Origin of the sequence: Halorarius halobius (assembly GCF_024298865.1) — an archaeon.
GTDB classification, from domain to species: Archaea; Halobacteriota; Halobacteria; order Halobacteriales; family Haloarculaceae; genus Halorarius; species Halorarius halobius.
Genome location: NZ_CP101165.1, coordinates 15,856 through 41,933, shown reverse-complemented (window position 1 = coordinate 41,933; position 26,078 = coordinate 15,856). Strand labels below are relative to the sequence as shown.

The window sequence follows — 26,078 nt, the reverse complement described above, 5'->3', positions numbered from 1 at the left end:
CTCTTCCCGACCACCCCCTCCCATCGTTTTCCTGATTTCATCTCGCACACGGGGTGTGGGGGTTCGACTTTGTGTTGGTCGTGGTTAACCAACAATCGTTCCCGAAGGAATCTTGTGTTGGTTAATCACCCTCCCTGTTTGCGAACGTCGTCAACTCCGGCACCCGCGTCTCCGTGAGCTCTCGACGAATCTCCGTCCGATCCCAGCCAAGCGGTGAAAGCACACTCTCGACTGCTCTGACGAGTTGCGTCTCGTAGTACGACGCATCGTACGACTCTATCTCTTCGTGGGCTAACGCGACCCGCTCTCGCGAGCTCTTCTCGTCGTCGACAACTACGTACTCGATATCTTGTCCCGGGTGGATGGAGAGGTCCTGCTCTCGAGCCCGCTTCAGCGCCGCCACGTTCTGAGTGGTCTGCGTGTAGCCCTCCAGCGGTTTGGAGACACGATTCCGTTCGACGAGCTGCTCGACCGGCACCGTCCCAGCGTGGAGGCGCTTGATCGCCTCCTGAAGACAGTCGAGTACGGCATCCGGAGATCGAGTCGCGTCGAGCCGTTCGAGACAATCCCGCTGGACGTCCTCGATGAACGGCGGGGTTGAGCGCTGCCGAGCTTCGATACCACGAATCTTGAACTCCTCCTCGCCGGCGACCTTCCCGAAGTATTTCGTCAACGCACCAGCGTCGCTCTCGCGCTGCGGCACGAATGCGACCCAGTCGTAGTGGGCTTCGTATTCGAGCCGAATCTCGACGCGTTCCGTGATCTCCGTCGCGAGCGTCTCGAGGTCCTCGCGGTCATCGTCGTCGATGTCGGGGTTCGGCGTCACCCAGATGGAGTCGACGATACCGTGAACGACCCGCCAGCCGCCGGCTTCCAATCGCTGTTTCGCCGTCAGCAGAATCTCGCGAGCAAACGCGTTGATCGCTTCGTGGCACTCGATGCGGCCGAATTTCGCGTTGCTGAACCCCTGGTAGCCGAAGCAGGCGACGAGGATCCACTTCAGCGCACCCGACCGTCCCTCGAGTTCCGCCAGTCGGTCCTCGTCGGGGTCGTCCCGTTCCTTCTCGCGACGGATGGCCGCCTTGATCTCGTCGCGAGCGTCGATGATCGGCTGTAGCACGTCGACGAGGTAGCCCCGCTCGTCGCAGATCGAGTACCCGAGGCCGGGAACGTCGTCCCGGTCGCTGTGGCAGCTACACCGGATGACGTCCGGCGAGACATTCCGAGTACAGATGATGTTCGGGTACAACGAGGAGAAGTCGAGTTCGTGGACGTTCTCGTGAAGACCGACCTCGGGCGCGAAGATGAAGCCGCCACGGTCGGCGTTGTGGAGCGTCCCCATCGGCTTGTAGAACTCGTGGCGCCAGGAGTTCCACGGCACGAGAACGCCGCGGTCGTGGGCCTCGCAGATCTGGATCGCCGTGAGCACGTTCCCGATCGACGCCCACGCGAGCTCCTGAACGGGCTTTTTCGAGCGCGACACGAGGTCGAGAACGCCGTCGAGGTTGGTCTCCCCGTAGAAGAACGTGTTCGACTCGTCGATGATCGCCCGCCCGGGGACGTTGTACCGCGCCGGCGAGTGACCGACGCGACCGTAGCTCGAGTACGTCGACCGGCTCGCAAGCTGCTGGTAGTCGACGTCCGGCCACCGACTCAGCGAGAAGTCGTCGACGCCGGCGTCCGTCGCCATCTGGTGTAGCGTCGGGACGATCTCGCTCGTCGAGCAGACTAGAACGTCGGGATCGTGTGCTTCGAGCGCCCCCTGGACGGCGGTCAGGATATTCGACGGCGAGCCGGTGACGGTGTCGCCGGCGACAGACAGTTCGCCATAGACGTCGTTGCTCGTTTCGGTCACTGGGACGCTGAGGCGGAGCGTCGACAGCTCGCTCGCCGGCGTCGGATCGGCGCCGGTCTCCAGACAGTACCGGAACTCCCGCGAGAAGTCGACGTTGAAACAGGCGAGATCCCCGACTGGATAGTGCGACAACTGGCGCGCTTGCCGGGCAAGTGGGGTGACGCGGTCGATATGGGCGACGTCGACGGCGAGGACTGTCTCCTCGTCCCGTCGAAAGTCCGGTCGTCGCGCAACCATTTCGGTCGCAACGACGTCCGGGTGCTGATCGTACATGGACTGGAGCGTCGTGAGGTCGAGGTCGGCATCAGGGTCGCGAGCGGCGACGTAGAAGCGTGGCGTGTAGTCATCACGCTCGGTCGCGACGGCGCCGTCGGCTGTTGCCTCCCACTCCAGGACGCGGCCGTCGTCCAGGAAGTCGATGCTGAACGGCATCGTCACGGGTTCGTGTCCGATGGAGCGGCCTCCTGGTCATCGCTTGTTGTGACCGCGGCTTCGAGCTCCTCGAGGCGTTCCTCGTGGTTGTCGAGGCGGGCCTCCTGTTCGAGATCGATGCTAAGCAGCGCCGGCAGCAGCGGGTTCTGGTGGTTCAACAGCCCGCTGGCGTCGGCGTGCTCGCGGGCGTACTCGAACAAGCGGTCGAAGCGCGGCTGGTCGCGACGCCGCAGTGCCCGCCGGAACTCTGCCCAGCGCTCTTCGATGGCCCGCAGTGCATCTCGGTACGTCGGGTTCGTGCGTCCCATCGCTATCGTCCTCCTGTCCCGGTCGCGGTCCACGCATCGAGCAGGGGATCCGCGGTGGCCGCCACCGTCTCACCGTCAGCGGTGACCCCCGTGCCGACACCCTCCGGAGTCGGCGTCGACGACGCCGGCGTCGTTGGTTCCACGCCGACTTGCGTGGCGCGTGCCGCGAGCAGCTGCTGCCAGTACGCGAACGTCGTCTGGTAGTACGCGCCGTCGTCGACGGGGTAGACGAGCGTCTCGAAGTCCTCGCCGACGACCCGTGGCCCCATCCGGGTCTGCTCACACTCGAGGTGGTGGTCGGCGACCGTCGCGACTGGCTCGGTGAATTCGTTTCGTTCGTTTCGCGTAACGAGTACCGGGATGTCGTACCCCTCGGCGTAGGTTGCCAACCGGGCGAGAGTTCGGGCCTGGAGGGTTTTCGCGTGGGTCTCGCCGAGGGTATCGTCGGCGCGGTACTGGGCGTCGACGGCCGGCGCGACGATGAGGGCGGGTGTGTGGGGCGACGTGTCCTCGTCATGACTCGGTTCCCCTCGACCGGCCGCCTCGGCGTCGGTGGTGGACATCTGGATCGACTTGTTCACTGCCGTCGGGAGATCACAGACGGCGCCGTAGTGCTGGTAGGCGGTGAATCCGCGTGCCACGTGGATTCGGTTGAGCAACCGTTGACTGGGCGCGATCTGGGCGAGTGTCGTCGTCGTCGCGTGACCATTTGCGTCGACCCAGAAGGCGGGCCCGTCGTGTAGGAGGAGATGGTCGAGTACGAGCGACTGCAGGATTGGGACGCCGCGGCCTCCCTCGACGTCGAGCAGCGTGATGCCGTCGCCAAGTGACGGCAACAACATCTCGTCCGTAGCCGGATCGGCCTGGTCAGCAAGGATCCGATTGCGGTCAGCGCCCCGTGTCGGCTGGTCCACCGCCAATCGGTTCGACGTTGAGTGTTCTCCCATACTCGATTAGTTGTCTACGTTCCCGATAAGCCGCGGCGTGTCGCTTCCGCGTTTCAGGGAACTCGACTTGATCCCCTCCAATCCCGGTACGGTCCCGAGTAGTCTCCGTTTGGATCCTGTTTCCGAGAATAGTTCCTGAATCCAGTGCTCTCCGTGTTAACCAACATCTGCCCGTATTGACGCCGGCGTGTTGGTTAAACCTTCACAGCTGGAGTCTCGAGCCTGGCTGCTCGGAATGTTAATGCTCAACGCCACGTTGGAAGAGGTGCTCTATGAGCTATCCACGAACCCACGTCGACCACCGAAACCCCGACCACCACGAGTCAATGCACCCAGCTCGAAATATCGTGAACGCCCACGTTGTTGCCGGGGAATTCCTTACTTCACAGTACCACGATGCGCTTCAAACTGTTCTCCATCCCCTCGGCGAGTCTCTGGACACCAAAGACCAACATGCTCTCAACGACCTTGGCATCGTTCATGCTAATGGTTCCTTGAACGAGCTTTCCCCTATCGTTCGTACATACGTCAAACTCGACGAGTATTGGACACGCACCCATCGTACTGCGCTCAACGAACTATTCGCTGATCGACGTGCTCACGTCCTGAGTTGCTGTACACGGTTCCTTTCTGAATTCTCTCGACACACACTCGAAGTCGAATCTGGCCGTTCCGGAACTGCGCTGGATACTACCCTCGTTCCGCTTCTCAAAAGCGGATTTCTCTCACACACAGATGATGAGAAAACGCCATATTCTGTTGATGAACACCACGCGCTGTATCGACCGACTGAACGGCTCTTCGACGCACTTCTTGACCAAGCAGCTGTTCTCTGTGAGCTTCTGCCACCGACCGAGCTCTAATCACACGATTCAGAGCTGGCTGTGTAGAAATTCTCCCGGTGACCAACCTTCTGCGGTGAAACAGTCGATAAGTAGGCTTGCGAATTGGCCACAACTCAGTCGTCATCTTGCGCGGACTCAAATTGGTAGATACTCCACGAAGACGGCGGTGAAATCCCTGACGAGCTAGGGGTCTTCTTCGTGGATGGAAATGTATGATCGTTCTGGGCGCCTCTACGATAGGTCCGTTAGCAGCGTTGTGAGGAACTGGACCTTCTCTTGATATTCGACCCCGTGTTTGAGAAAAGAGGACATATCATTGAGATCCCACTGCCCGTATTTGTCGATGTATAGGAGTAACAACCCGTCCAGTAGTAATTTCGCGCCATTCCGATGACCTTGATGAATCTCGGTCTTTAGCCCTTCATGAACGAGTTCGTGGCGTTTCTCTTCTATCTCTTCGATGGCTCGCTTCAATTCGGGACGAAGCGAGTCGTCCATGTCGTGGTGATAGGAAAGCGCGAATTCACCACGGTCAACCATCTTGTCGAAGTCACTGGCGTTCGAATAATCGCTGGTATTCGAAAGAATCTCGATGCCCCTCCAGAAACTAAAGAACGCTCTTGTGGCGTAGATTGTTGGTGAATCACAGTGCAGTTTCGAGGATGGTTTTGAGCGCTTCTTCACCCGGTTTTCGGAACACTTCACGGCGGAGCTGAAACGCTCGGAGATACGGTGTGAGTCTGTCTTTGGAGACGCCTCGATGTGGCGAGAGCCACCGTCGCGCCAGCGACGCGTGGCTCTCGCAGGTGTTCACATGAACGTCTCCATCAACGTACTCGCCGTCGCCGTGGACGACGTATTCACGAGTGAATGCGTCGTCCGCTTCGAGCGGTTCGTATGCCCGAAAGCCGTCGGTATAGACGGTCAGCGACTCCTGCTGGCGGTCGGCCAGCAGGAGTCGAATCGTCGATTCGGTAGCGGCTTTTGCTGGGATCACGTACCGCTCACCGCGGCCACGATCTGCGAGAATGAACACGGGTGGCTTGTCCTCGGTGTACGTTCCACGTCCACGCGTGGACAGCGCACGCGAGCGCGACGGCCCGTCGCGCTCGCGGCCTTTGCGTCCCGCCTTCACGTAGAACTCGTCGATCTCAACCGGCCCTTCGAGATGGAACTGAGGCGCGTCCAGCGCTCGCAGGAAGCGCTGGACGCGCCGATAGACCGTCTTGTACGAAACGTTGATTTCGACGTCTAGCTGTCTCAGACTGGTGTTGAAGCGGATGTAGGTGTAGACGGCGAGAAACCACTTTCTGAGTGCGACCGCAGAGTGTTCGAAAACCGTGCCCGTCTGATCGTTGAACGTGCGGTCGCAATCCTTACACAGATACCGCTGAAACACCCGATAGCTGCCGTACCGAATCACCGATTCGGCACGGCAGCGTGGGCAATAGACGCCGTCACGCCAGCGAATCTGTGCTAGCAGATTCGCGGCCCGACGCTCCGAGACGAACGTCTTGATTGGCATCATCGTTCGTCGGGTGACGCGACCGCGTCACCCTTGCCCGCTGTGACTTCCAGCTACTGCTCAGGACTGACCAACAATCCTCTACCCAAGAGCGGACATCTTTCGTCCACGTCCATGCGTTCAGGTGGTCGGGCGAGACGTAGACGATCGCGACGCCGAACCCGAAACCACCTGCGACGAACGGCAGGGCGAGTGATTCGATGCCGGTGAGGCCGGCGATGAACAGGCCGACGATTGGGAAGGCGATCAGGACGCCGACGTCGCCTTCCTCGATGTTGAGGTAGGGGATGCGACTCTCCTCACCGAACTGGTCCATGATGCGCCGTGCGGCTGCGTCTTGGTCGATGGACATGGATTGTTAGTAGCTTCCAGGATCGTTCTCGGTTCGCCGGTAGGACGGCGTCCCGCTGTCTTCGTCGCTGTTCGCGCCCCGGGCTGCCGCTTTCTGCGCCACAGCGTGTCCGGCTGCGGCCTTCGGTCCCCATCGGGCCGCCGTCGTTGCGACGCCGGCGCCGCCGACATAGGCCCCAGCGGCGACACCGCCGATGAGGGCCGCTCCCTTCGTCGCACCACCGAGAACCTTCGCCGTCAGCGGGGTCGCGTACTTGAACGTCTTCCACGTCACATAGAGCGCAACGAGGGGAAGTGAAGCCGCAACGAGATACTTGAGGAACGCTGATCCCGGCGTCAACGCCCCTCCAGAATAGAGTAGGTCGTATCCTTTGAGGACTATCGCCGCAGGCAGGGGTAGGATGGCCAGTGGGACGAACCGTTTGCTGAACCCCATCGCGACATCAGAGAGGACTGGGATATTGCCATACGCAACGGCGAACGCGATGGGCATCCCGTACAGGTAGACGTAGAGGAGAATCTGCCGGATGTAGAACAGCGCCTCCAGTGCCCACATCGAGATTCCTCCGATGAGAGCAAAGAGGAGACCAAGACCGGGATTGGTAATCGACCCCGTTATGAACTGCAGCATAGCAGAGCCCAGCGAGGACAGCTCCGGCATCAGGGCAATCGTGAACCCATCAACAAGGTAGAGCGCGAGCGCTCCAATCCAGTACCAGGTAATAATCAGAAATGCTCCGACCCAGGCAGTCTTCTTGGTCTTCCGAGCCTCGTACGCACTCCCGATATTGAAGATGCGGATGGTGTGTCGTCCCTGAACGCTCATCACGAGTAGCAGCAGAGAAATCAACATGATCTCGCCACCGATGAGTCCTTCCTGAATTGCTGGCCAAGGGGCGTTACTTGGTTCTCCGAAAATGAACGTCCCGTCAGTCTGGGGAGTCGGAGTGCCAAACATCTCTTCGGTCAGCGTCTGATACCCCGACCGAAGCCCGTCCATGAACAGACCGATGAACCAATCGACGACGTCTTTGAAGCCCTCGAGAACGACGTCTATCAGGTCCACCATCGTTAGGCCTCCGTGATTGAAACCTCGCAGTCACTCATCTCCGTGGATCCGGAGTACTGTACATCGAAGGATTTCGATACCTGATCGCCGCCAACCTGGGTTCGGACTGTGACGGTGAACTGGCCGCTGTTCCCGTCCGGGGAGCATCCCATTCCCTCCTCAGATTCAGAACCAAACGGGAACGAACTACTGAACAGGTCGGTAGTTTCTCCCGGCGAGATCACCACCTGCTCGGTTTCATACATCCCGCTACCTCGGGGATCTTCGACAGGGTTTGGAACATCACCGGAGAAAATCAACTCAACAATCGCTTCTGGTCCGCTTCCGGTGTTTTCGACGGTGACGTACGCTTCACCGTTCTTTAGCCGATCCGTCTCGGTGTCTCCGTAGACTTCGTCCCACGGCTTCTCAGGGTTATTCCGATAAAGACCGACCTCTTGAATTCCAATTTCCGGCTGTATCAGTGAGGAAGTCTCAGCTAGCGTTTCTTCACCGCTGAGGGCCACGACAGTATACTCTCCAGGCTCGTAGGAAGTCCCGATCTCGAAAGAGACCTGCTGTGACCCAGCAGCGGTTTCTCGCTGACCGAACAGTTCCCCATTCGGCTGGACGAGATTGATCTGGTCGACTTCCTCCTCTGAGGAGTATTCAACGACGAGTTCTGTCCCCTCTATAGTGACTTCCTGGATGACTCCTCCTTCATCAGACGGTGTTGAGTTCCCGCCACCCGGGGAATCGCCGTTGTTGAGGCATCCGGCCACGCTCGCGAGAGCGGCTCCGGCGACTGTTCGGAGGGCGGTCCGTCTACTGAGGTGGGGATTGTCCTGAGTCATGGTTTCTGTCCGAAGATGTCTTCTGGGCCGAGCATCCGGAGGAGGCGCTTGCCAGCGTAGAACATCACGAAGAACGGCAGGAGCTGCCAGCCGACCTCAAACACCAGCGCAAACCAGCCGTCGATCGTCCCGAGTGGGTGCCAGCGGGCCGTCGCGGTATCGCTCACGTACGCCGGGTCGTGACCGAGCCACGAGCCCGGATGGTACCGAGCCGTGTAGATGCCCGGTTCGTCGATGGTCACGATCGCCACCCCCGAGGCGTTGGTCTCGACGCGCTGATCCGCGACCGTGATGTACCCGTTCCGGGTGGTGCCGCCGATTGGATACTGACGGCTATCGTCGAGCGCAATCGGCGCACCAGTTTGATTGTCCCGTAGTTCGACCCTGAGCGTGGCTTGCGACTGATTCTGTTGGATGACCTCGACAGTGAGATTACTGCGGCGGAGCTGTCGCTCGGACCCGGCATCCGGCTCGACGATTGACGCATTCACGCCCCGGACGATGCCCGCAACGTGCAGCGCCTCTCGATCGACGTTCTCTGCTCGAACGGCGACGCCGTACGTCGTCGTGTACGACTGGTTGACGATGTCGATATTGATGTTCTCACCGATGGTGCCGACTGGTGACGGGCGGTCAGTCCCCCAGGTCTCGATGAGTTCCGGTCCGTCTCGGACGGGCTCGGCACGCGGCCCGATTCGCGAGGGATAGGCGTGGACGTACACCGGAATTGCGTCTGACTCGATGGTGGCGCTATCCGTGCGATTCGACCGGACGAGCGTGTCCCAGTTGGTGTTCCGAGCGGTGTAGAACCGCCAGATGCCACGGACCCGTGCCTCACCGTCCTCCGTGAGCGTGTACCCCTGCCACGGCCGCGACTGAAAGATAGCCACGCCGGCATCGCCGTTCGGATACTCGGCGTAGTAGGGGTACGCCGAGAGGTCGTAGATCTCGACGGCGATCGAATCGGAGACGTTGCGTGATTCCGTCTGATAGGTAACGTCGACGTCCGTCCGGTCACCCAGGTCGGTCCTGACGGTTTTCTTCAGCCGGACGCTAATCTCCGCTTCCAGCGTGAGATTCGCACTCCAGTCGTCCTCGATCTGGTAGTCGAGGGCAGGCGTATGGGCTCCGTCACGCTCGGCGATGGTCTCGCCGTCCTTCTTCAACCGGACTTCTTCGATCTCGTGCTCCGTGAGCGACCACGAGATAGTCGTGTTGCCGGAGGAACTCCCGTTGGGCACACGAACGCGGTAATCAACGAACCCGCGCATCGTCCCATTCGGCGCGATGTAGAGTGGGGTTTCACCGGACTCAAGGTGGCCACGAGTAGAGGGCTGGACCGCGAAGATCGTCGCGTGAGCATCCTCGATGAAGACGCCGTCCTCGAGGTCTGCGTGCGGTGGATGTACGGACGTATCTGGGCCGCCGGCGTCGAGGTCCTCGAAGTCGTTCCGCGTCCACGTCGCCGCAGTCGCCGGCGGTCGTTTGAACGTAATGTCCGTTCCGTTGGCGACCTGATGGACAGCGGAGCGGTTCTCGCCGTAGCGCTGGCGGTACTCCTCTTGCGTGATGTAGCTGTCCGTATCACGTGACCACAGCGTTGCCGACTCGTTTTCCGTGAGCCCGTTCCCCTCCGTACCCGGTCGCGGCGGGTCAGCGGCGACAATACCCGTGACTAGGCTCGTCGCGAGCAAGCCGGCCATGAGCACGGAGAGCTCTCGATGGTTCATAGGGCTCGCAACGGGGACTGCGGGGTGGTTACCAGGGGACGAGGTCGACGCACTGCGCCAGCGGGAGGCCCATCATCGACCCGGCGACGGTGTACAGCGGGCCGAGCACGACGAGGACGACCGCGGACTTCATCGCCGAGCGCTTGTGGCGCTTGAGGCCCTTCTTCTGCTCGGGATTGAGGGTGAACATCTCGATGAGGGAGTCAGCCTGCCAGACGATGGCGAGGCCGACGATCCCCAGCGCCGTTGTCAGCTGGAAGAACCCCTCAATCATGCTCGGGAGGTTGTCTGCGCTACAGACCGCGTTACTCTGGGCGGCGACCGGCTGGACAGCGAACAAGCTCAGGAGGACGACGGTGAGCGCTGCCTGTCGAGGGATCTTCCCGGTCAGCGGTGACTGGTTTTCGACGCTACGCTCAGGGTCGGAGGGAGTCTGATCCTGTGACATAGCGGGTTAATCGTCAGTGGCGTCTCCAGCCGTTGGCTGGTTCTGCTGCTCTTCGACGAGCGACTGGAGGTCGTCGAATCGGTTGGTGTCTTCTGCGATCTCTTCGAGCGTGTAGCCCTGCTCGCGGGCCCGTTCGAGGAGGTCGCGGAGTTCATCGGGGTCAACACCGCGGACTTCCATTTCCTCGCGGAGGGCGCGGCGATAGAGGGCGGAGGCGTTGATGTGATCGTTCCACATCAGGTACAGGTCATCGATGTCCTCGATGGTGACTGACCTCGTTATCATACATGCGGGTATGGGTATGCACCGGCTGAGTCCCGGTACATATTGGCGCGGTAGCTGGATGATGCCTAAATGCTTTCTGGCCAGCAATAACTGCAAATTTGCTGAGTAAATTATAACCAAATTACTTGTTGCCCTCGTAGAAAAGACTTAACCAACACCTGCCGAGTGCGGTGGGGGCTTTGTTGGTTAAGACCGAGAATCAGCTCGCTTACTCGAGCTCCACAACTTCGCCGTTCCCCTCGTCGAGGATTTCTCGCACTTCGGCCAGGAGTTCCTCACCTTCCTCGTGGAGTGCAGTACCTTCATCGAGGTCGCACTCGTCCGCGTCGAGCTGTTCAATGATCTCCTCGACGCGGCTCAGTCGATCGTGAATTTCGGAGTCGTTTGCCACGGTTAGATCACCCCCAGCCAAAGTCCGGTGATGACCAACAACAGCAACAGCAGCACTACGATGGCGACCTTGTAGTAAATCGGTGGGAGGCCCTCGGGTGCGGTCGCTTCATCGACTGCTTCGGCGAGCTCCTGTTCGTGTTCGTGGTCCTGCTGGAAGGTCTCGTACGCGGCGTCGAGCTGTTGCTCCAGCGGCTCGATCTCACTCGCAAGGAACTCTTGGCGGGAGTTCACGATATACTCGCCGGCGGCGGTCGGCGTGATCGTCGCGACGTCCGCCACCTGATCCGCGATGAGCCGGTCATCAGTGTGTCCAATCGCGGTGACCACCGGGGTATTCGCGGTGAAGATCGCCTCCGCAACCCGCTCGGTGTTGAAGGCCTGGAGGTTCGAATCGCTTCCACCGCCCCGCCCGACGATGATGGCGTCGACGTCCTCCGAGCGGTCGAGATGATGGATGCCGTTCGCGATGGACGTCGGCGCGTTCGATCCCTGGACGGTTGCGTCCTTCACCAGGATGTCGACGGTGGGGTCCTGTCCGTGGATCGCGTTCTGGATGTCGTACCGGGCGTCGCCCCGGAGTGAGGTCACGACACCGACCCGCTCCGGGAACGCCGGCGGGCGCTGTTTCTGCTCGTCGTCGAACCAGCCACGCTCTTCGAGTTCGCTTCGCAGTCGCTCGACGGCAGCCGCCTGGTCGCCGTCGCCGACGACGATCACCTCCCACGGTTTGAGGTCGATTTTCCCACCTTCGACCCAATAGTCGATATCGCCTTCGAGGATGACCTCGGTTCCGTCCTCGAGCTCGGCATCCATATTCCGGTAGCGGTTCGCCCAGATCATGCAGGGGAGCTCCGCGTCGCCGTCAGTGAGGGTGAAATAGAGCGCCGTACTGTTCTGATGGAGATCCGTGACCTCGCCAATACAGCGGACACCATCGAGGGCAGGCGCGTCCTCGACGACCGATGCAATCCGGTCGTTCAGCTGTGATACGCTAAGGACCTCTCCTGCATCAGCTTCGACCGCCTGCCCTTCCGTATCCGGTGCCTCCGCCATACACGTCTGGTAACATTTGAACAAGAACCCCAAAAAGCTACGTCCGGGTGATGGGTCAGCTGTGAGATCCCAGCCTACAGGTCGCGAGGCTGGACCGTCTTCCGATCGTTGGCCTCAGCCCGCTCCGCCGCGTCGTCGAGCAGTTCGGCGACCTCTTCATTGAGGGCATCGTAGAAATCTGCCGAGACGTTGTGGTCCGAGAGTGCGTCCTTCACGGCTGCTTTGACGATTAGGTCAGACATTCCATCGCGGGGTTCTCCCGTCTACCTTATAAAGGTTCGAAGATAAGATGCAGAAATCAGCCTCGTAGTGCCAAATCTTCGTCCCTGAACATCAGAGAGGCCCTCACCCAGCGGACTGTGTGTCAGTCGGTGGTGCTACACCCGGCAGGTCCGGGAGGGACAGATCGACGCGTCGGAGCAACTGCGCGTTAATCGCAACGATCACCGTACTCAGCGACATCAGGAGCGCACCCACTGCGGGCGACAGCAGAATCCCGATCGGAGCAAGGACACCGGCTGCGAGCGGAATCGCGAACACGTTGTAGCCGGCCGCCCAGACGATGTTCTCCTGCATCTTTCGGTAGCTCGCCTTGCTCAATTTCACGAGGCGAACGACGTCCATCGGATTGTTCTGCACGAGAATGACATCCGCTGACTGAACCGCAACGTCGGTGCCGCTCCCAATAGCTATCCCGACGTCCGCCCGCGTCAGCGCCGGCGCATCGTTGACGCCGTCGCCGACCATCCCCACGAGCTTCCCCTGGTCCTGGAGTTCCTGGACTTTCTTGTCCTTGTCTTCGGGGAGGACCTCCGCGAACACTGTGTCGATGCCCAGTTCGTCGGCGACGGCGTTAGCGACATCTTGGGAGTCCCCCGTCAGCATCGCCACCTCGATGCCCAGATCGTGGAGGGCGTCGACGACGCGGAAACTTTCCTCGCGGATCACATCGGCCATCGCGAAGGCGGCGATCAGCTCTCCGTCACGAACGAGATACACCACTGTCTGGGCGTTCTGGCCGGCGTCATCCGCAAAGCGTTGGAGACCAGCCGGCACCTCACTCTCGAGTTGAGTCAGCAGATTTGGGCCGCCGACATACACCTCGTTTCCCTCGACGGTCGCGCGGACGCCCCGGCCTTTGATCGCCTCGAAACCAGACGCGTCAGGCGGACGGAGATCACGTTCATCAGCCGCCTCACGGATGGCCCGCGCAATCATGTGCTCTGAATCGCTCTCGACAGCCGCAGCCAGCGTGAGGGCCTCTGCCTCGTCGACGCCGTCGACAGTTTCCATCCCGACAACGCCGTGCTCACCCTCGGTGAGTGTCCCCGTCTTGTCGAAGATAATCGCGTCGAGTTCACGAGCCTGTTCCATTGCGATACGGTCGCGCACAAGCATCCCATTGCGCGCTGCGAGCGAGGTGTTGATCGCGACGACAAGCGGAATCGCGAGGCCGAGCGCGTGAGGGCAGGCGATAACCAGGACCGTCACTACGCGTTCGATGACGGTCGCGTCGAAGGTTGTCGCGACGGTCCAAGCAACGGCGGTTACGGCAGCCGCCCCGACGGCAACGTAGAACAGCCAGCCGGCCGCGCGGTCGGCCAGGACCTGTGTTCGCGATTTACTCTGCTGGGCCTCCTCGACGAGTCGCATAATGCCGGCCAGCGTCGTCTCGTCGCCAGTCGCACCGACGCGAACCCGGAGACTCCCGTCGCCATTGACTGTCCCACCGATGACCTCGTCGCCGGGCTCCTTCGAAACGGGCTTTGACTCGCCGGTGATCATCGCCTCGTTCACATCGGAGTCCCCCTCCTCAACGATGCCGTCGGCAGGGACGCTTGCACCCGGCCGCACCAAGACGAGGTCGCCTTCCGCAAGGTCGCTCACGGGGACTTCCTCAGTCTCACCGTTGTCGGGGATTCGTTCGGCGGTATCTGGCATCAGTTTCGCCAGTTCGTCGAGTGCGCTGGAGGCCCGTCGGACCGACCGCATCTCGATCCAATGGCCCAGTAGCATGATGTCGATCAGCGTCACGAGTTCCCAGAAGAATGCCGACTGTGTGGGGAAAACGACACTCGCCAAGCTGTAGATGAATGCGACCGTGATAGCCATCGAGATGAGCGTCATCATCCCCGGCGATCGGTCGCGCACCTCGGGGACAGCCATCTGTAAGAACGGAACGCCACCGTATGCGAAGACGATCACCGCGAAGACGGGGTTAATCCACTCGCTGCCGGGAAACGTCGGGACGGTGAAGCCCAGCCATTCCTGGAGGGTCGGACTATAGAGCAGAACAGGAATCGAGAGGAGCGTGGAGACGAAGAAACGCCGTCGAAACATCTGTTCGTGGCCTTCGTGCATCCCACCGTGGCCGTCGTGTCCGTCTTCATGACCGCGGGCCCTGTGGCCCATCTCGTGTTCGGTTGCGTGGATTTCCCGCTCGGCTGCTTCGACAGCTTCTCCCTTCTCCCCGGGTATTCCCTGTTCAACCCGGTCGACGTTCTGCTCGTCGGCTATCTCCTCCGACCCGTCACTGGCTTCGTGATCGGAGTGTTCTTGAGATGCGTGTTCGTCGTCGGTTGAGTGTTGGTGGTCGTCCATGGCTCATCCTAGTCTCTGAGTGTAAGTGCCAGACAGTTTTGGATGTACTGACAAGGTCCGTCTTTCTGTAACGTGAACCTCAGTTGCCCCAGCAGGCGAAAGAGAGGACCAGTTCGAACGCTATACCCGGGGAATCAGACGCCTGTGTTCCTGCCAAATATCCCCCATAGAGTCGAGACCGCCAAGGAGATAGCTTGGGGATCAGTTGTGACTCGTGTTTGTTGTTCTTCAGGCGTGCGCGGTGAATCCTGCTTCTTCCACTGCCTGAATGAGGGCTGTGACGTCAGCATCGCCATCGACGCTTGCCTGTTCGGCTTCTCGATCGGCGGTCACCTCGGTCACGCCGCTCACGTCTCGAAGCGCGTCTTCGACTGTCTGTTCACAGTGGCCGCAGGACATTCCTTCGACGGTGATCGTCGTGGACATACAAGAATACGTACGTTCCCCTTTCTTATGCGGATTTTCCCTTCAAACGAGAGGGTATTGACCAATCCAAAGTTTGGAAACAAAACAAGTGCCACCGAGATGCTTTAGTAATTCGTTGCCATTGGCTCAATATGCGCGACCTTGACGAAACCGATCTCGAAATCCTCCAGCTCCTACTGTCGAACGCCCGTCGACCGTACAATGACATCGCGGACGCCGTTGGTCTCTCGGCACCGGCCGTCTCGGATCGGGTGGCGAGACTGCAGGAGATGGGAATTATCAACCGGTTCACGCTCGATGTCGACCGCTCGCAGCTCCGGAAGGGCATTCCCGTGTTACTGACGCTGGAGGTCACATCAGATGGGCCGGGAGTCCCATCACTCAGAGAGATCTTGCTCAATGAGGGAGCGGTCGAACACGTATTCACAACCGCTGAAGCCGATCTGGTCGTCTATGCGCGAGTGCCGGACAATGACGTTGCGAGTTGGCTCGACGACACACTCGAAGACGGAACGATCGCAGATTTCGGAGTGACGCTCCTGGCAGGCGCTGATTGGTCGCCCGACCTCGGCGGGACGGAGTTCGCCCTCTCCTGTGCTCAGTGCGGGAATACGGTCGATACTGAGGGGACAGCAACCCGTATCGACGGGGAGCTGTACCAGTTCTGTTGTCCATCGTGTGAATCCCGATTCGAGGAGAAATACGAGCAACTTCAGCAAGGAGCCGATTGATCAGGGAGGTCTGCTAGTCTGGTTTGGATTCGAAATTTCACAGCCTCAATTCCCGAACATACGAAAGGGCAAATCGATTGAACAAGGGGACCGTATGAGTACGTAATGAGTCAGCGCCGAAGCCAAATCAACATCCAGGGAATGAGTTGCGCGAACTGCTCGCAAACCATCACCGACGCCGTCAAGTCCCTCGATGGCGTCTCCGACGCGAACATCAATTTCGCGACTGACGAGGGGAGTGTCGAGTACGATCCGGACGAAACGTCGCTCGCACGGATCTTCGATGCCATCGAGGACGCCGGCTACTCGGCGGTCACGGACGCGGTGAGCATCGGCATCACGGACATGTCATGTGCGAACTGTTCGGAGACAGTCCAAAGCACACTCGAGCGGACGCCAGGTGTTATCAGCGCCGACGTGAACTTCGCGACCGATGAGGCACAGGTCACGTACAACCCAGCCGAGGCGAACCTCACGGACTTCTACGACGCCATCGAGGAGGCTGGCTACTCACCCGTCCGCGAGGACGCTGACTCCGCGGAGGGTTCAGGAGGTGATGCGAGAGAGGCAGCCCGGCAGGAGGAAATCCGGCGGCAACTCCGTCTGACACTGTTCGGTGCGGCGCTCGCGGCCCCGATGCTGTTCTTCCTCGCTGAGAAGTTCCTCCTCGGCGGTGGCGTCCTCCCGGAGACTATTCTCGGGATCGAGTTCGGCTGGGCAGAGTTCCTGCTGGCGACGCCCGTCCAGCTGGTCCTCGGCTGGCCGTTCTACAAGAACTCCTACAAGGCGCTCGTCAAGAACGGGCGCGCCAATATGGACGTGCTGATTGCGCTGGGCTCGACCACCGCGTACGTCTACTCCCTAGCGGTCTTGCTCGATGTTATTGCCGGCGGCCTGTACTTCGATACGGCGGCGCTCATCCTCGTATTCATCACGCTCGGGAACTACCTCGAAGCCCGCTCGAAGGGCCAAGCCGGGGAAGCACTCCGGAAGTTGCTGGAGATGGAGGCCGAGACGGCAACCGTCGTCGACGAAGAGGGTAACGAAGAAGAGATTCCTCTCGAAGACGTTGAGGTCGGCGACCGGATGAAGGTCCGTCCGGGCGAACAGATCCCGACCGACGGCGTCGTCGTCGACGGTCAGTCGGCGGTCGACGAGTCGATGGTCACCGGCGAGTCCGTCCCCGTCGAGAAAAGCGAGGGCGACGAGGTGGTCGGCTCCACTATCAACGAAAACGGCGTGCTCGTCGTGGAGGCGACGAAGGTCGGGAAGGACACGGCCCTCCAGCAGATCGTTCAGACGGTTAAGGAAGCGCAGTCGCGCCAGCCCGACATCCAGAACCTCGCTGACCGGATCTCGGCCTACTTCGTGCCCGCAGTCATCGCGAACGCCGTTATCTGGGGTATCGTCTGGTTCCTCTTCCCCGAGGCATTGGCCGGATTCGTCGACTGGCTCCCGCTGTGGGGCCTCGTCGCGGGGGGCCCCGCGGTCGCTGGTGGCGGCGTCTCAGTCTTCGAGTTCGCGATCATCGTGTTCGCATCGGCTGTTCTCATCGCGTGTCCCTGTGCGCTGGGACTGGCGACGCCTGCAGCCACGATGGTCGGGACGACAATCGGTGCCCAGAACGGCGTCCTGTTCAAGGGCGGTGACATCCTCGAACGCGCGAAGGACGTCGATACCGTCGTCTTCGACAAGACGGGCACGCTCACGAAAGGCGAGATGGAACTGACTGACGTCGTCGTCTTCGATAACGACGGCAAGCCTGTCGCAGACGGCGGAGAGCCAGCTGCCGATGCAGGCCAACTGACTGCCCGTGTCCGGCTCAGCGATGAGGACGTGCTTCGGCTCGCGGCCATCGCCGAGAGTGGGAGCGAACATCCGCTCGCCCGTGCCATTGTCGATGGGGCGAAAGACCGGGGCATCGACGTGACTGAGCCCGATAGTTTCGAGAACGTCCCTGGCCACGGTATCGAAGCGACGGTGGGCGACAGCGAGGTGCTGGTCGGCAACCGGAAACTCCTTCGCGACAACGGGATCGACCCCTCGCCCGCGCAGGAGACGATGGAGCGCCTCGAAAACGAGGGCAAGACGGCGATGCTGGTCGCCTATGAGGGCGAACTCGTAGGCGTCGTCGCCGACGCCGATACGATCAAGGGGAGTGCGAAAGACGCCGTGGGCCAGTTGCAAGAGCGCGGCGTCGACGTGATGATGATCACCGGCGACAACGAGCGTACCGCCCGTGCCGTCGCCGAGCAGGTCGGCATCGACCCGGAGAACGTCCGCGCAGAGGTCCTCCCCGAGGACAAGTCCGACGCCGTCGAATCGATTCAGGGCGAAGGCCGGAAAGCGATGATGGTCGGAGACGGCGTCAACGACGCCCCCGCCCTCGCCGTCGCCTACGTCGGGACGGCCATCGGCTCGGGGACCGACGTGGCCATCGAAGCTGCGGACGTGACGTTGATGCGCGACGACCCGCTCGACGTGGTGAAAGCCATCCGCATCTCGGACGCGACGCTCCAGAAAATCAAGCAGAATCTCGTCTGGGCGCTGGGCTACAACACGGCGATGATTCCGCTCGCGTCGCTCGGGCTGCTCCAACCGGTGCTCGCGGCCGGCGCGATGGCGTTCTCCAGCGTGTCGGTGCTGTCGAACAGCCTGCTATTCCGACGGTACACCCCCGATCACGACTACAAACTGCTCGGGCGCCACCGATAGTCACTGCCATATCACCACCCACTCACCTGTGACGCGCCATCCCTGCCCTGACGGACGAGAAGCCAACACGACGACGGTCCCGTAACCGGGGTTCAGAACCAACACAGAACACAGCAGACGCACTGGGAGCTGAGATGTCCCGCAACACGTCACTCCTGACCAGGATCCACGCTCGACTTACGACAACCGACGTCTTCGTCGGCAGCTGGATGTTCGTCACCGTCGTCGCGTACTATCACAACTTCCTCTTCGTCCAGTCGACGGCCCTTTCGTACGTGTATGCATTCGCCTCTTACGGGGTCGGTGTCGTCTACGCTCGGTACGATACGACGGGAAAGCACCTTCTCGCGATCGGCACGATCGGTGGATTCCTTGAACTGCTCGGGGACTACTTTCTCGTCACCATCGCCGGGACACTCGTCTATCCGTCGGGTTACCCATTCTTGCTACGTTCGCCGGTGTATATGCCGTTCGCGTGGGCGCTCCTCATCGTATTCATGGGATACGTCGCCCTTCGTTTGGCCGACGAGTACGGGACAGCAGCGGCGTATCTCGGACCAGCGATATTCGCGTTCCTCGCAGAGAGTGGCTATGAATCCCTCGCGAGTCAGGGCGGGGGCTGGACGTATCTGACGGCCCCGCTGGGCTGGATCGGACACGCACCCCTCTTCATCGTCGTCGCAGAGGCGGTCATGTTCGCGTCCAGCTACTACTGGGTGAGACAGAACATACTCGTTGGCGGCATTGGTATCGGTAGTACAATCTCCATCAGCTACGTCGGTATATACTACCTCTTTGTGGTCATCGGATCGCTACTGTGATATCGACTATAGATTGACCCCTTGTTCTATCGGACAAATACGTTGTACAGCCAGGCGAAGGCATACACGAAGACGAAGCTAATCACCACAGCTTCGATCGTGCCCGCAACTGTCCCAACGAGGGTCGGCTCGAAGAACAGGTGCCACTGTTGCATCGCCTCAACCGCACCCTCGTAGACGCCGATCACTCCGAAGACACCGAGGAGGAGCATCACGCCGGCGGAGAGTACAGATGCAGCTCCGGCGAGGGCCAGCGCGTCAAGCTGCATTCTCCTATTAGTGGAGTCCGTTTCGTACGCGTCATGATTTGTGGTAGTAGTACTCATAACTGGAGATACGGTCGACTCCTTCATTCAGGTTTCTCTTACAATTCGAAAGGATGAGCAATTCCGTCACCTTTGCACGGGAAGAACGGAGAGTGAAATGGCGGTACAGCGCTCACTTCTGCGATACCATTCGATCGAAAGAACAAGCAACACCTACCGCCCCGAATCAGTAACACACGGCAACTGTTGAGCGCGAACGCAGTCCTCAAACAGTTTGCCGCAGCTGATGATACTGGATACCTTTGAATGTGAGAGATATCCCGTCCGCTACTTCGTTTGCCTAAGAACAATCGACAAAACAGATGACTGTGTAGGTCTACGTATGCAAGCCGCCCTCGTCGACGGAATTCTCGAGTCGCTACGGATCGGCGTCGGATTCCTCTGGACAGCGGCCTGGGCTATCATTATGGGCCTGGTGATTACGAGCCTCGTCCAGGTCTACGTCTCCAAAGAGCGGATGGCTCAGGTGCTCGGAGAGGGGAATCTGAGTGGTCTCACGAAGGCAACAGTGTTCGGAGCCGCAAGTAGTGGATGTAGCTTCGGCGCGGTCGCCATCGGCAAGGGGCTGTTCAAGAAGGGAGCGCATACGGTGAACTTCCTCGCGTTCATGTTTGCATCGACGAATCTCATCGTCGAACTCGGGCTGATGATCCTCATCCTCCTTGGCTGGGAATTTCTGGTCGCAGAACTCCTCGGCGGCGTCATCCTCATCGCCGTCATGGCACTCCTTGTCAATCTGACCCTCCCGGAGAATCTCTTTGATGAGGTTCGACAGGAACTGAACCAGCACGATCAGGAACACGGCATCAGCGAAGATCCGACGTGTGGGATGGAAGGCAAAGACGAGTACTCGATCACGACCGACGGCGGCGAGAGGTTGACGTTCTGTTCGGAGGGGTGTATGGAAACCTATCAACAGGAGGCTGCTAGTAGCGGCGGGTGGCGCGACGAACTTCGTTCGTGGGGCGGCTGGTACAAGGTCGCCAACCAGTACCGCAAGGAGTGGTCGATGATATGGAAAGACGTCATCGCGGGCTTTCTAATCTCGGGATTCGTTATCGTGTTCGTCCCGCAGTGGGTGTGGAACACGCTCTTTCTCCGAGGCGACGGGCTACTCGTGAGCGCCGAGAACGCGATTATGGGCGTGGCAATCGCTATCATCAGCTTCGTCGGCAGTATGGGGAACGTGCCGTTTGCCGTCGCGCTGTGGGGCGGCGGCATCAGCTTCGCCGGCGTCATCGCGTTCGTCTACGCCGACCTCATCACGATTCCCGTACTGAACGTCTACCGAAAGTACTACGGCTGGAAGGTGATGCTGTACATCCTCGGCATCTTCTTCGTGACGATGGCCTTTACGGGCTTCCTTATGGAGGAATTGTTCAACGTCCTCGGCATCGTCCCGGATTTGGCCGGCGGGCAGACGGCGTCCGAGCAGACGTACTTCGAACTCAACTACACCTTCTACCTCAACATCATCGCGTTCGCACTTTCCGGATTCCTCATCTACGTCTACCGGCGTGGACTCGGTGCACCTGGTCAGTACCGCGACCCGGTTTGTGGAATGCGCACCGACGACAGCGGTCCGAGTCTTACCCACGACGGTGAAACATACTACTTCTGCTCGAGTCGGTGCAAACAATCGTTCGAAAAGTACCCCTCCGAGTTTGCCCACCAGCACCCTCGGGTTTCAGGGGAAAGTAGCTCTCAGGGTCATGAACATCACTGAATGCCGCCTCTGGAGACCAAGTAGCGCGCCCAAGCAACCCGAGTATTGCTTTGGTCAATCACAATTGGTACACCGATGTCTCGCCAACACTCAGGCATGAACAAGTATAACGTCAGCTCAGGGTGGCATGAATGAACCAGCGGCGAGCCGATATAGTGGTCGGGCTCCTCGTCGCTGCCGTCCTCATCGTCGGCGGGGCACTCAGCTGGCAAGCGTACCAGCGGCAGCAGGCATTCGATCAGATGGGCTCGATGATGGGCACGTCGATGGGGGCGGTTCACGGAACGAATCCCCTCTGGTACGTCCTCGGAACCCTCCTCGTCTCGGCTGTCCTCGGTGGAGGGTATCTCGTGATCCGGGACGACCTCACGAGCTCAGACGCAAACGACCGCCTACAAGAGGAGGTGGTGGACCCGACCGATTCGGAGAGTGTCGAATCGATAGCAGAGGCCGCTCAATCAGAGGAGAATATCAATCCAGAGTCACAACCGAAGGCTCGCGTGTTGGACCTCTTGCCGGATGATGAACGCCGCATCCTCGAACCGATCCTTTCCTCACCCGGCATCACGCAGATCGAATTACGGGATCGGTCAGACTTCTCGAAGAGCAAGGTGAGCCAGACAGTGAGTGCCCTCGAGAAACGTGGGCTGTTGTACCGCGAGCGCCAAGGACGAACTTATCGGATCTATCCGAGTGACGATTTGCAGCAGAACCAGGCGCACTAACGATCGGGAGAGACTACGTGAACTGTTTGGAACCGTGGTCGTGGATGCTACACTCAAAATGAGCGACACCAACGTACCTTGTCCTCACCACGAGGCCTATACCCTATGACAAAAAACGAGGAGTATGCCCTCCACAAAGCTCTCCCGCCGCCGTATATTGAGAGCGAGTCCCATCGCACTCATCGGAATAGCAGGCTGTCTATCCCAGCCCGGGTCGTCAGATTTATCGACGAATTCGTCAGGACGGTCACCAACGACTGGTACGACGAACACCGAGTCGAATGATAACGACGAACCGAGCGTCGGGGCCATAGACGTCGCCGATTTCGTGCTCTATCCACTCGCGGGTACTCATCCTCACGTCTATCGCCGAGCACACACGCAGTACGTAATCGTTCGGTTAACAACGCCGAAATCGCTAGACACAGTCCGAAACCGACTGACGCTGACGCTCGACGAGGAACCTCTCCAGTTAGCCGAACGACAGCCAGTCCCCTGGAAACACGATACTGTCGATCTCGCGTTTGCTGTCCCGAAAACCGAGACATTCGAACGGGGACGAATCGTGTTCAAGCAATCAGAGCTCCGTCCTCTCTCAGAATCGACAATCAGTCGTCTGAACAACCCACCCGTGTTCGAGCTTTCAAATATATCTGCCTCTCTATCCGAGATTCAGGCTGGAGAAAAGAAAACGGCGACCATTCAGTTCGATCTCGCGAATACCGGTGACGGGCGTGGGACTTTCGGTGCCAGTCTCAAAGGGAACTTCGTCTCGGGATCGAATACGGTGACTGCAACACTTGACACCGGGGCACGTCGTGAGATTTCTGCCTCGACCGAGATTGTGGGGAAGAACGAAGAAGCAACTATCCGTCTTGACTGGGGTTCTGACGAGTGGTCAACAGGCATTTCGGTCGTCGAAGCCGCGGAGCTCACCGAATCGTCGCCGGAAACATCATCTTCGTGAGTGACGGGGGATGAACTAAGCGGTACATCGATCGCTGACTGCCGGGCTAATCGAGAAACGAGCGGAGAAGCACGCCGAGTCCGAGAACGAGAGCCACGGATTCAGCGATATGGACTTGCGTGAGCGTCAATCCAGTGAACTGATAGAGGAACCCCTCGATGAGCACACCGAGCGTTATCAACCCGAACCCAATCGTCGCGTCACGGAGGTATCGGGTTCTGTCTCGACGGTAGGCACGGAAGCTGATCACTGTCGTCGCGAGACCCATCAGAAGCAAGAGAACACGAACACTGACTAACGCGAGGTCCCAGTGAGTGGTCATAGGCCGTCTTCCCCCTTCGTTTGCTGTGGGATTTGACCGTACAGCGAGTAGAGAATGACGAGCATCCCGACGGCGACGATGGCTGTCTGGATGGTCCCCGCTAAGAAGATCGATAGCCCGACGACGTCGAACAGGACGCCCTCTATGACGGACCCGATACTGATGAACAGGAAACCGATGGCGACGTAGAGCATCGGCTCGCTGCCGTACGTTCGATACCCCTTGTACGCCTGGTACGTTATCAGCAGTCCCAGGCCAACCGTGATGAGCTTCGCGATGACGAGTTCGATGTGCATGGTTTGTTCAACTCTCCCGGATGTCGCTCCAGATGCGTGAGAACCGCTCGGCGGCGTCCTCACGAACGTGAACGCTGACGTCGATGGTTCCGTCCTCGATATCGACGTCGAGGTGATCGACGTTCGCCTCGTAGACGCTATGATGGCTTCCGTCTGCTTCGATCCGTGTCCGCTCGACGAGCAGGTCGCTGGCGACCATGTCCTCGACTCGGCGATAGATGGTCGAAAGGGCGACGTCACACTCCTCGCTGAGCTCTTTTGCCGATCTGGGGTCGCGGCTCGTCGCGGCTAGAATCTGCCGGACGCGCTCTTGACCGAGCAGTTCCAGAAGCTCGTCGGAGTGGTCGTCAGTGGACACGGCTATTCCTCGCAATACGAGGTACTTACTCGGAGATGCTTAAATGAGGAACAGTTTTGCGTCGCGTGCAAAACAGGAAGCCCCCCTATGTCCCCAGTCCTCCTATCTCGAACTGTAAGGTGACCGGTGCTATGAACCATCAACGACTCACTCGACGGCGACTGCTCGAAGGAACCGCCGGTTTAGCTGTTACTGGACTGGCCGGCTGTACTGGCGCATCGAGTGGCTCGGGCGGACAGCCAACAGGGGACGCCTCCACGGAGGACGGAGAATCCGGCGGAGACGATCACCCCGGCCACGGAGAAGAGGCCCACGGTCACGACACGGTGAGCGAACCCAAGGCATCCCGCGAGGTGGCGGTGAACACGGCGCGAACCGAGGGTTCGACCGAGTATCACTTCGACCCTCACGTCACCTGGGTCGAGCCCGGCGGAACGGTCACGTGGCGACTCGAGAGCGGCACGCACACCGCGACCGCGTACCACCCTGGCAACGACCAACCGCGACTCGTTCCCGAGGGGACGGAGGCCTGGGACAGCGGAACGCTGTCAGAGGAAGGCGAAACGTTCGAACACACCTTCGAGACCGAGGGCGTCTACCACTACCTCTGTAAACCCCACGAGCAGTTCGGAATGATGGCCACCGTCATCGTCGGGAAGCCCCACCTCGAAGACCAGCGGGCGCTCCAGGCGATGCCGGAGAACAAACCCGAGGAAGTGCATGGGAAACTCGAGGAACTCAACACCATGGTTCGGGAGATCATGGGTGAGGGCCACGAGGAGGAAGAGGCCCACACCGAGGACGGGCACGGGCACGAAGAGGAAACGCACACCGAAGAAGAGACTCACACTGACGACGGTCACGATCACGAAGAGGAAACGCACACCGAAACGTAGCCAAAGCGAAACACACCGAGGTTCGGAGCGGAACCACCCACCAATTCGCGGCGCGACACGCCTCGCCGGTTGACGACCCGCTCATCCATGAGACAACAGCTTCAGACGACTATTCTCGGTCGAGAGTATACACTCGAGCTCTCGGGGACGCTGACGGGCTACTGGCTCGTCTTTCTCCGGTTGCTCGTGGGGTGGTGGTTCCTCCACGAAGGGTTGAACAAGTACGTCGCCCCGGGCCGGTTCCGGGCCAGCTGGTTTCTGGAAAAGACGGGCACGGTGGTTTCGCCCGTTCTCAACGCGTTCGCAGGCGGCGCGACGGAAGCGGCCGTTGAACTCGTCGTCCCGGCCGGCGAGGTGTTGATCGGTCTCGGGCTGATTCTCGGTCTTCTGACTCGAACGGCCGCGTTTTTCGGCGCGTTCATGCTCTTCTTCTTTTATTTCGGGTCCGAACACTGGCGCCGCGGGCTCGTCAACGGCGAGTTGATGGGGCTCGTCCTGTTCGTGACGATCATCGTCTTCGGTGCCGGGCGTGTCTGGGGTGTCGACTCATATCTGGAGACGACCGATCTCGTGCGAAACAGACCGTGGCTGCGGTACCTACTCGGCTGAGGAAATGATGGACACGTCACCACCACACTCGGACTACGGCTGGCTCGACGACGCAGCGCTCGCCACCGGTCTCGGTCTCGTCCTCCTTGGGCTGGTGGTGATGGGCGTCGTCGAGACGCTCCTCGGAAGCGCTCACTTCACCGAACGCGTCCCCGGGCTCGGCGTTGTGGTCGTCCACACGTCTTTCACCCCTCGCCTCCGAGCGCACGTTATCGCGCTCGGCTTCCTTGTCCTCCTCGTATGGGGACTCTCCCGCATGGGTCGTGAGATCCTCGTATCGCTGGGAACTCGTCCGTGAGGGGACAGGCGCACGTCTACAGCGGCCCCGTTGAGGCGCTTCACTCGACGCCGCCGAATTCGGCATTCGTGAACGGTCGTGTCTCTGAGAAACGGTTAGAGCGCTCTATACACGTTCTCGAACGTTCTCCTTCCCGAGTTCACACCCATCGGGATAACTCCTGGGCGGTCCTACGAGTAACCGAGGA

At 60.0% G+C, this 26,078-nt stretch carries 28 protein-coding genes and 1 pseudogene; 8 read left to right on the top strand and 21 right to left on the bottom strand.

Going from position 1 to position 26,078, the window contains the following annotated elements; translation table 11 throughout:
- Nucleotides 1–121 precede the first annotated feature (121 nt).
- The 16 genes and pseudogenes from NL112_RS22775 to NL112_RS22700 form a co-directional block, all read right to left on the bottom strand.
- Nucleotides 122–2,287 (bottom strand): type B DNA-directed DNA polymerase, encoded by a 2,166-nt coding sequence (locus NL112_RS22775; protein ID WP_255153110.1) that lies wholly within the window; start codon nucleotides 2,285–2,287, stop codon nucleotides 122–124.
- 2 nt (nucleotides 2,288–2,289) lie between these two features.
- Entirely contained in the window at nucleotides 2,290–2,595 is a 306-nt protein-coding gene (locus NL112_RS22770) for a DUF8156 family protein (protein ID WP_255153108.1), read from the bottom strand.
- Nucleotides 2,596–2,597: 2 nt separating this feature from the next.
- Nucleotides 2,598–3,542: a hypothetical protein gene (locus NL112_RS22765; RefSeq protein WP_255153107.1), complete on the bottom strand. Its 945-nt coding sequence runs from the start codon at nucleotides 3,540–3,542 to the stop codon at nucleotides 2,598–2,600.
- 1,076 nt (nucleotides 3,543–4,618) lie between these two features.
- Nucleotides 4,619–4,927 (bottom strand): hypothetical protein, encoded by a 309-nt coding sequence (locus NL112_RS22760; protein WP_255153105.1) that lies wholly within the window; start codon nucleotides 4,925–4,927, stop codon nucleotides 4,619–4,621.
- Between the two features lie 103 nt (nucleotides 4,928–5,030).
- On the bottom strand, nucleotides 5,031–5,915 hold the full coding sequence (locus NL112_RS22755) for an IS1595 family transposase (protein WP_255153104.1): 885 nt from the start codon (nucleotides 5,913–5,915) through the stop codon (nucleotides 5,031–5,033).
- Nucleotides 5,916–5,991: 76 nt separating this feature from the next.
- Nucleotides 5,992–6,264: pseudogene (locus tag NL112_RS22750) on the bottom strand (PrgI-related protein); the annotation flags it as partial.
- Nucleotides 6,265–6,270: 6 nt separating this feature from the next.
- Complete coding sequence (locus NL112_RS22745) at nucleotides 6,271–7,332, bottom strand: TrbL/VirB6 family protein (protein WP_255153103.1); 1,062 nt, start codon at nucleotides 7,330–7,332, stop codon at nucleotides 6,271–6,273.
- 2 nt (nucleotides 7,333–7,334) lie between these two features.
- A complete protein-coding gene (locus NL112_RS22740; protein ID WP_255153102.1) occupies nucleotides 7,335–8,165 on the bottom strand; it encodes a hypothetical protein in 831 nt (276 codons plus the stop codon).
- A complete protein-coding gene (locus NL112_RS22735; RefSeq protein WP_255153101.1) occupies nucleotides 8,162–9,895 on the bottom strand; it encodes a DUF8186 domain-containing protein in 1,734 nt (577 codons plus the stop codon). The genes NL112_RS22740 and NL112_RS22735 overlap by 4 nt, the downstream gene beginning before the upstream one ends.
- Nucleotides 9,896–9,923: 28 nt before the next feature.
- Nucleotides 9,924–10,343 carry a DUF7985 family protein gene (locus NL112_RS22730; RefSeq protein ID WP_008364408.1) on the bottom strand — a complete coding sequence of 140 codons (420 nt, stop codon included), beginning with the start codon at nucleotides 10,341–10,343 and terminating at the stop codon, nucleotides 9,924–9,926.
- Nucleotides 10,344–10,349: 6 nt separating this feature from the next.
- Nucleotides 10,350–10,628, bottom strand: a complete 279-nt coding sequence (locus tag NL112_RS22725) for a hypothetical protein (protein ID WP_008364407.1) — start codon at nucleotides 10,626–10,628, stop codon at nucleotides 10,350–10,352.
- Nucleotides 10,629–10,836: 208 nt separating this feature from the next.
- A complete protein-coding gene (gene xseB, locus NL112_RS22720) occupies nucleotides 10,837–11,019 on the bottom strand; it encodes an exodeoxyribonuclease VII small subunit (RefSeq protein WP_255153100.1) in 183 nt (60 codons plus the stop codon).
- A gap of 2 nt (nucleotides 11,020–11,021) precedes the next feature.
- Nucleotides 11,022–12,074 (bottom strand): exodeoxyribonuclease VII large subunit, encoded by a 1,053-nt coding sequence (gene xseA, locus NL112_RS22715; RefSeq protein WP_255153099.1) that lies wholly within the window; start codon nucleotides 12,072–12,074, stop codon nucleotides 11,022–11,024.
- A 74-nt stretch (nucleotides 12,075–12,148) separates the two neighbouring features.
- Entirely contained in the window at nucleotides 12,149–12,316 is a 168-nt protein-coding gene (locus NL112_RS22710) for a DNA-binding protein (protein ID WP_004048632.1), read from the bottom strand.
- Nucleotides 12,317–12,419: 103 nt separating this feature from the next.
- Nucleotides 12,420–14,675: a heavy metal translocating P-type ATPase gene (locus NL112_RS22705; RefSeq protein ID WP_434084216.1), complete on the bottom strand. Its 2,256-nt coding sequence runs from the start codon at nucleotides 14,673–14,675 to the stop codon at nucleotides 12,420–12,422.
- Between the two features lie 228 nt (nucleotides 14,676–14,903).
- Nucleotides 14,904–15,101 carry a heavy-metal-associated domain-containing protein gene (locus tag NL112_RS22700; protein ID WP_255153098.1) on the bottom strand — a complete coding sequence of 66 codons (198 nt, stop codon included), beginning with the start codon at nucleotides 15,099–15,101 and terminating at the stop codon, nucleotides 14,904–14,906.
- 131 nt (nucleotides 15,102–15,232) lie between these two features.
- On the opposite strand from NL112_RS22700, the gene NL112_RS22695 reads away from it, so the two are divergent.
- The 3 genes from NL112_RS22695 to NL112_RS22685 all read left to right on the top strand — a co-directional run bounded on the left by NL112_RS22695 (nucleotide 15,233) and on the right by NL112_RS22685 (nucleotide 19,368).
- Entirely contained in the window at nucleotides 15,233–15,832 is a 600-nt protein-coding gene (locus tag NL112_RS22695; RefSeq protein ID WP_255153097.1) for a winged helix-turn-helix transcriptional regulator, read from the top strand.
- A gap of 105 nt (nucleotides 15,833–15,937) precedes the next feature.
- Complete coding sequence (locus NL112_RS22690) at nucleotides 15,938–18,547, top strand: heavy metal translocating P-type ATPase (protein ID WP_255153168.1); 2,610 nt, start codon at nucleotides 15,938–15,940, stop codon at nucleotides 18,545–18,547.
- A gap of 134 nt (nucleotides 18,548–18,681) precedes the next feature.
- Entirely contained in the window at nucleotides 18,682–19,368 is a 687-nt protein-coding gene (locus NL112_RS22685; protein WP_255153167.1) for a DUF6989 domain-containing protein, read from the top strand.
- A gap of 26 nt (nucleotides 19,369–19,394) precedes the next feature.
- On the opposite strand, the gene NL112_RS22680 is transcribed toward NL112_RS22685, so the two are convergent.
- On the bottom strand, nucleotides 19,395–19,721 hold the full coding sequence (locus NL112_RS22680; protein WP_255153166.1) for a hypothetical protein: 327 nt from the start codon (nucleotides 19,719–19,721) through the stop codon (nucleotides 19,395–19,397).
- A gap of 295 nt (nucleotides 19,722–20,016) precedes the next feature.
- Between NL112_RS22680 and NL112_RS22675 the strand changes: the two genes are divergently transcribed.
- From NL112_RS22675 to NL112_RS22665, 3 genes are all read left to right on the top strand, one after another.
- Complete coding sequence (locus NL112_RS22675) at nucleotides 20,017–21,420, top strand: permease (protein WP_255153165.1); 1,404 nt, start codon at nucleotides 20,017–20,019, stop codon at nucleotides 21,418–21,420.
- Nucleotides 21,421–21,551: 131 nt separating this feature from the next.
- Nucleotides 21,552–22,145: a helix-turn-helix transcriptional regulator gene (locus tag NL112_RS22670; protein WP_255153163.1), complete on the top strand. Its 594-nt coding sequence runs from the start codon at nucleotides 21,552–21,554 to the stop codon at nucleotides 22,143–22,145.
- Between the two features lie 124 nt (nucleotides 22,146–22,269).
- Nucleotides 22,270–23,112 carry a hypothetical protein gene (locus NL112_RS22665; RefSeq protein WP_255153161.1) on the top strand — a complete coding sequence of 281 codons (843 nt, stop codon included), beginning with the start codon at nucleotides 22,270–22,272 and terminating at the stop codon, nucleotides 23,110–23,112.
- 46 nt (nucleotides 23,113–23,158) lie between these two features.
- Here the strand turns inward: NL112_RS22665 and NL112_RS22660 are convergent, their stop codons facing one another.
- Genes NL112_RS22660 through NL112_RS22650 form a run of 3 tightly spaced genes read right to left on the bottom strand, consistent with a single transcriptional unit; the run spans nucleotide 23,159 to nucleotide 24,088 of the window.
- Entirely contained in the window at nucleotides 23,159–23,434 is a 276-nt protein-coding gene (locus NL112_RS22660; RefSeq protein ID WP_434084217.1) for a DUF7521 family protein, read from the bottom strand.
- On the bottom strand, nucleotides 23,431–23,730 hold the full coding sequence (locus tag NL112_RS22655) for a DUF7521 family protein (RefSeq protein WP_255153156.1): 300 nt from the start codon (nucleotides 23,728–23,730) through the stop codon (nucleotides 23,431–23,433). Before NL112_RS22655 ends, NL112_RS22660 begins: the two co-directional genes overlap by 4 nt.
- Before the next feature lie 7 nt (nucleotides 23,731–23,737).
- The gene (locus NL112_RS22650) at nucleotides 23,738–24,088 is read right to left on the bottom strand and encodes an ArsR/SmtB family transcription factor (protein WP_255153155.1); all 351 of its coding nucleotides are present in this window, start codon (nucleotides 24,086–24,088) and stop codon (nucleotides 23,738–23,740) included.
- 326 nt (nucleotides 24,089–24,414) lie between these two features.
- Here NL112_RS22650 and NL112_RS22645 point away from each other — a divergent pair, with 326 nt between their 5' ends.
- Together NL112_RS22645 and NL112_RS22640 are read left to right on the top strand one after the other, a co-directional pair.
- The gene (locus tag NL112_RS22645) at nucleotides 24,415–24,984 is read left to right on the top strand and encodes a plastocyanin/azurin family copper-binding protein (protein ID WP_350356188.1); all 570 of its coding nucleotides are present in this window, start codon (nucleotides 24,415–24,417) and stop codon (nucleotides 24,982–24,984) included.
- An 87-nt stretch (nucleotides 24,985–25,071) separates the two neighbouring features.
- Complete coding sequence (locus NL112_RS22640; protein WP_255153152.1) at nucleotides 25,072–25,593, top strand: DoxX family membrane protein; 522 nt, start codon at nucleotides 25,072–25,074, stop codon at nucleotides 25,591–25,593.
- Between the two features lie 16 nt (nucleotides 25,594–25,609).
- Here NL112_RS22640 and NL112_RS22635 read toward each other — a convergent pair whose 3' ends face one another.
- Nucleotides 25,610–25,771 carry a hypothetical protein gene (locus NL112_RS22635; RefSeq protein ID WP_255153150.1) on the bottom strand — a complete coding sequence of 54 codons (162 nt, stop codon included), beginning with the start codon at nucleotides 25,769–25,771 and terminating at the stop codon, nucleotides 25,610–25,612.
- Nucleotides 25,772–26,078: the final 307 nt, after the last annotated feature.